At 42.7% G+C, this 5801-nt stretch carries 4 protein-coding genes; 3 read left to right on the top strand and 1 reads right to left on the bottom strand.

What is annotated here, in order from left to right; translation table 11 throughout:
- The 3 genes from LDL35_RS14160 to LDL35_RS14150 all read left to right on the top strand — a co-directional run.
- Positions 1 to 194, top strand: a 194-nt coding sequence (locus LDL35_RS14160) for a hypothetical protein (protein ID WP_304023601.1), incomplete at its 5' end; no start/stop codon positions are given.
- Between the two features lie 211 nt (positions 195 to 405).
- Complete coding sequence (locus tag LDL35_RS14155) at positions 406 to 2826, top strand: IPT/TIG domain-containing protein (RefSeq protein ID WP_304023599.1); 2421 nt, start codon at positions 406 to 408, stop codon at positions 2824 to 2826.
- Positions 2827 to 2975: 149 nt separating this feature from the next.
- Complete coding sequence (locus LDL35_RS14150) at positions 2976 to 4010, top strand: alpha/beta hydrolase (RefSeq protein WP_304023598.1); 1035 nt, start codon at positions 2976 to 2978, stop codon at positions 4008 to 4010.
- A gap of 280 nt (positions 4011 to 4290) precedes the next feature.
- Here the strand turns inward: LDL35_RS14150 and LDL35_RS14145 are convergent, their stop codons facing one another.
- Positions 4291 to 5556, bottom strand: a complete 1266-nt coding sequence (locus LDL35_RS14145) for an ATP-binding protein (RefSeq protein WP_304023596.1) — start codon at positions 5554 to 5556, stop codon at positions 4291 to 4293.
- Between the last annotated feature and the right edge of the window lie 245 nt (positions 5557 to 5801).

Here is a 5801-nt window from a genome sequence, read left to right as displayed (position 1 = left end):
TGTTCCTCGATGTGGAGTATATCCCCGTTTTCAAGCCTGAACGTAAGATCAACAAACTCATCACGGGTCTCAACTTCGGCAAACTCGGTGACAATGACTCCGGTTATCTTTGGAAGGTTCAGGCCGAGGAAGTCAAGAGTCTTGTTTTCAAAAAGAGTAAGCGCCTCTTTAAATGCGAGATCATAATTTTGTGAGTGTATACTGTTAATTCCAGCACCCCGGTATATTTTTGCTGAAATAATTTCAGGTTATGTGGAGATATTGATTTTTATCATATGATTCGCACATCTCTATTTCCTTTTTGAATTCAAAAAATAATATATTCTTGAAATAATAATATGCATTATGAACGGTCACCCTTTTTTTACTTTTACCAGGTATTTTCTGGTTTTTGTATTGTTCTTGATGGGTATCTGTACCATTGGAGTATTAGCCGAACCTAATCTGGTTGAGGTATCTGACGCAAATGATTCGACGCTCAAACTTCTGTCCTATGAAGATGGCAGGGTTATTGAAGGCCGGCTCATTGGTCCTGGGCTACCTCCTGAAAACTGGGATCCGAACAAAAACCTCGCTGATCTGAATGACGTTTCAGCACAATATTTAGACAAAAATGAGGTTCCTGCAATGTCCTGGTCATATGGATGTGCCCCGACATCTGCAACCATGCTATTTGGATATCTGGACCGGAACGGGTATCCAAATATGTATACCGGTCCGACAAACGGAGGGGTTTTTCCCCTGACGAATGCTGTATGGGGACCTTCATTTGAAGGAAATGGCCAGTGCCCTCTTACTGCTTCCCAGAACGGACTTGACGGCCGAACAACAAAGGGCCATAAAGATGATTACTATCATGCTTATGGCTCTAATATTGACCCATATTTTGGCTCCTGGACTGAACACACCCCACAGGATTCGTTAGGCGATTTTATGGGAACCAGTATGTACAATAAATATCAATCAACCGACGGGGGTACCTGGATCTGGACGGACCCAGAGGGATTTCCGCTGTATGATTACACTACACATGATGATACCCAGCGGGATGGTATGCATGGAATGAAATTATTTGTTGAGTCCCGGGGATATTCTGTCGCAAATGATGGTCAGCATTCATTGAATTATAACCAGTTGATCTATGGATACAATGGAAACACGAATGGATTCACCTATGACCAGTATAAGGCAGAGATTGACGCAGGATATCCGGTTTTAATTCAAGTTCGGGGGCATACCATGCTTGGTGTCGGATACACCGGAACTGACCAGATTATTATCCATAACACCTGGGATTATAACAAACATACCATGACCTGGGGAGGGTCGTATGAAGGAATGCAACATTACGCTGTGGGAGTCATTCATCTCAATCCTGCACCAACCCCGACGCCAACCCCAACACCGACTCCTGAGCCTGCTCCGATTGTTTCATCCATCACCCCGGATTCCGGAGAGGCCGGCTCTGAGATTCTCTATACAATAACCGGAACAAATTTCCTGAATGGAGCAATCATAAATCTTACCAAAACCGACGAGACAAACATCACCTCAATCGGTTCCCTAAACGGCAAGGACCTGACCGGGACTTTCACAATTCCACCTGATGCCACTCTCGGATCATGGAATGTATCAGTGAACCAGAACGGGCGATATAGTAACGATGACATACTCTTTACCATCACCGCCCCACCAGTTCCGGTTCCAGTAGTGACCGGAATTACACCTGAATCAGGTCAGGCAGGATTTGCTGTGAACTATACCATTATCGGATCCAATCTTATGAATGGTGCATGGGTCAATCTTTCCAGGGAAGGACAAACCACTATTGCATCAATCGGAACCCTAAAGGATGAAACCCTGACCGGAACATTTTACCTCCCGGTAAATACTCTCACCGGACCATGGAATGTATCAGTAAATCAGAATGGACAGGTTAGTACTGATAACATCCTCTTTACCATTACTCCGGCACCCACAGATACTCCGGTTGTAACCTTGATACATCCGGATAATGGAGAAAAAGGAACGGAGGTCATCTATTCAATTACCGGTGAACATCTGCTCTATGGCGCAATAGTCAACCTGACCCATGACGGTGAGGAAAATATCACATCATATGCATACATTCCCGGACCAGGACTCTTCGGATCCTTCAAAATACCATCAGATGCTCTCACCGGACCATGGAATGTTTCAGTGAATCAGAACGGACTCTATAGTAATGATGACATCCAGTTCACCATTACGGACAGTCCGATTCATGTGCCGGTTGTTCATAATATCACTCCTGATTCAGGACTGCAGGGTGAATCAACCGATTATCTTCTTCAGGGAGAGAACTTTAAAGATGGTGCTCTGGTAAACCTCTCCCATCCAGAACAGGGAAACATTACATCAACCGGAAATCTCTCAGAAGGAAACCTGACCGGGACCATCACTATCCCCGATGATGCTCTGCCCGGACCCTGGAATGTGACTGTGAACCAAAGCGGTCTTTTCAGTAATGATAATGTTCAGTTCATCGTGCTGCCATCCGGTCCGTTCCCGGTCGTACACTCAGTTGTCATGTCATTTGCAGCACCTGGAAAGGGGAGCGGATTTGTAGTCTATGGAGAGAACTTTGAGAACGGGGCGATTGTAAACCTTTCACACCCAGGTGAGAAGAACATCACCGCTATTGGTGAACTGGTCAAAGGGACTCTAACCGGGACATTTATGATACCTGAATCATGCAGACCAGGACTGTGGAATGTAACCGTAAACGTGAAGGGAAAAGTAAGTAATGATAATATTCAGTATCCCATTAAAGGGAAACTCCGATAAAAACCTAAAAATTTTTTTGGATTTTCTACTCTGTCAGAGGAAATCATCTGAAGGGCTGACCGGCTAGATCCTATCTTTTGAAAATTTAAATTATCATTTTTTGCCCTTCAGAAGAACCAATAAATAATTCCTATGTTTGATAGCTCACCATGCAAACAACTCTCACCGATATCATTTTTATTGCGGTATGCATCATCTTCATCTGTATGACTGGGTGTATCGATAACAACAAAGTACAGGAACCTGGTACAAAAGTAAACCAGGTTCAGAAACATGTCTCGACAGAAGAGAAGAATTCATCATTTATTATCACCAGGGACGGTATTCCCCTTCGGTATGCTATCCATGGACAAGGTCCCCTTGTTTTCTTTGTCCTGGGGTTAGGGATGACTATCGATGAATGGCCGCACAAGATGATAGAGAACCTTGCACAAAACCATACCGTTATCGTTTATAACCATCGCGGAGTATCCGGAGTTCATAACCCGGAGATTCCTTTTTCTATTTCACAGGGAGCCATGGATTTGCATGAGGTGATAACTCAACTGGCGGGAGGGAATGATCGATGTGGCAGTACTGATAATGGATTGAGTACTAATGAACCGGTGAAGTACGAAAATCGCAATTGTTCTGTTCTCCCGGTTGATATCGTCGGATACTCAATGGGTGGAATGATTGCTCTTGAATATGCGAAAACATATCCTGTTTCAGTAAACCATCTTGTTCTCATCAGTACCGATTGCGGTGGTACAAAAAAAGTGCCAGCCGACCCTTGGGTGATAGAAGAGATGGGGAAGACATTCAATAGCCCGGAAAAGTATCTTGACCGGGCAGGAAGACTTCTCCTAACTGAGGAGTTCCGCACCAGTCATCCGGACCCCTCTACCTGGTTTGTGGATTATGGGGAAGTTGCTGATCCTGGAGCAGTAAAGGAGCAGTATGAATCCTTCCTCTCATGGAAAGGAGTGTATCCCGATCTCCCTTCGATCCAATGCAGGACACTTGTCATCACCGGAGATCAGGATCTTGTCATCCCTCCGGAGAATGCTGTGATCATTGCCGATGCTATCCCGAATGCAACACTCGTTATCAGGGAAGGTCAGGGGCATGGGATGATCTTTGTTGAGCCTGAAGAGATAGCAGGGATAATTGGAGAATTTTTAGAAGGGAGGGTATTAAACTGAACGAAGTCGAGTTCTGCGGTTTGCCTCTTGGTTATTCTTATGATAGAGATCGAGAAAAAAAGATCCAGGTAAAAATTATCACATTTTTCTAACGAATGCTACACATAAAGATCACAAAATTGAATGAATATGTTTCCATCGAACATGATTTTATAGAGAGAATTCTTAAATAAAGAGATAATCCAGTCACTCATCAGGCGCCTTTATTGTCACACACTGATTGTGAGTCAGAGAATTTATTGAAAAACCGGGTACAAACATCAAGTCATTTCAATTAAATTCAGAGATATGCCTTCAATCTCCAGATGAGGTAGAGCGGAATCTCCAAAACCTCACCTTGTTCATCAGAATGCCGGGCAATATTCCGGAGACTGGTTCGAACTGCAATACGCGGGTTGTATTTTTTTCTGTATTCTGCCAGGCTTCTGGAACGGATTCTTCCTGATGATTTCACTTCGATTGGAATGACATCAACATCTTCCTGAATAATATAATCAACCTCTGCAATTCCACCGGATTTCCAGAAATATGGGTTTTGAAACCCGTTTGATATCAATTCTGTCAACACAAAATTTTCCGAAAGAATCCCCCGTATGTCGGCGGTAAGCGAAGAGGTGTCAAAAACGACATCAGCCGGAAATTTACTCATCCTCCGTAATAATCCTACATCAGAGAGATAGATCTTAAAGTTTGTAACATCACTATATGTTGTAATTGGAATGTAGGGCCTCTCAATCTTTTCAACTTTATAGATGAGTCCGGCAGATATCAGCCACTCCAGAGAATCTTCCAGATCACGTGCACGCATTCCCTGCTTTACATGAGCAAATAGAAATTTTTGATTCTCCTTTGCAAGCTGTGCAGGTATTGCCTTCCAAATCAAAGACAGTTTTGGAAATTCAGACACAGGTGCATATTTCACAAAATCTTTTTCATAATTACTTATGATATCGCTTTGAATTGCTTCAATAATCCTAATGTCGTGGTTTTTTATCCATGAACTTACGACCTCCGGCAGACCTCCCGTTATCAGATATTCACGATATGCCTCTTCCAGTTTACTGGTAAAGACCGCCGATAACGTTTCATCAGGGGAAACTTTTTTCAGATATTCATACAGGAGTTCTCCATCCTTTGCCATGAGAAACTCCGGAAAATTGAGAGGATACATCTTAAGCATCTGGACCTTCCCGACTGGAAATGAGACCAGATTCCCCATCTGTGCCAGAGCTACTCCAAGAAGGGAGCCGGCAGCAACAACATGAAGTTCAGGCAGATTTTCGCAGAAATATTTAAGAGAAGTTATTGCTCGTGGAGATATCTGAATTTCATCTAAAATGAGAAGTGTTTTTCCAGGCTGAATGGATATATTCCTCATAATCCCAAGATCTTTTATAATTCTTGAGACATTCAGATCCCCTTCAAAGATATTTTGCACCTGATCATCATATTCGAAGTTGAAATAAGCGACATCTTTGAACTCCGTCTCGCCAAAATGCTTTAAGATCCAGGTTTTCCCACACTGGCGAATTCCTTCAATAATCAACGGTTTACGATCTGTACTTTCTTTCCATATAAGTAAAGAATCGTAAATAAGTCGCTTCATACATTCATCTTTGTTCTTAAGGTATTTACTATGTGTGCAATGTGCACATTTTTATAACTTATTTTGTGTAGTACATACACATTTTTCTAATTTAACGATAGGCAACGATAGATATTTCAAAACATCAGAAGAACCCGAATTGACTATCATGTGCATAATTACCTGAATAAACCACCGGGTGAGTA

This window comes from Methanospirillum hungatei (genome assembly GCF_020216685.1).
Lineage (GTDB): Archaea > Halobacteriota > Methanomicrobia > Methanomicrobiales > Methanospirillaceae > Methanospirillum > Methanospirillum hungatei_B.
Note: the sequence above shows the minus strand (reverse complement) of the source record. Positions and strands in the feature narration are given on the sequence as shown.

Coding starts and splice junctions, on each gene's coding strand:
- LDL35_RS14155 (WP_304023599.1), top strand. CDS start 406: ATGGGTATCTGTACCATTGGAGTATTAGCCGAACCTAATCTGGTTGAG.
- LDL35_RS14150 (WP_304023598.1), top strand. CDS start 2,976: ATGCAAACAACTCTCACCGATATCATTTTTATTGCGGTATGCATCATC.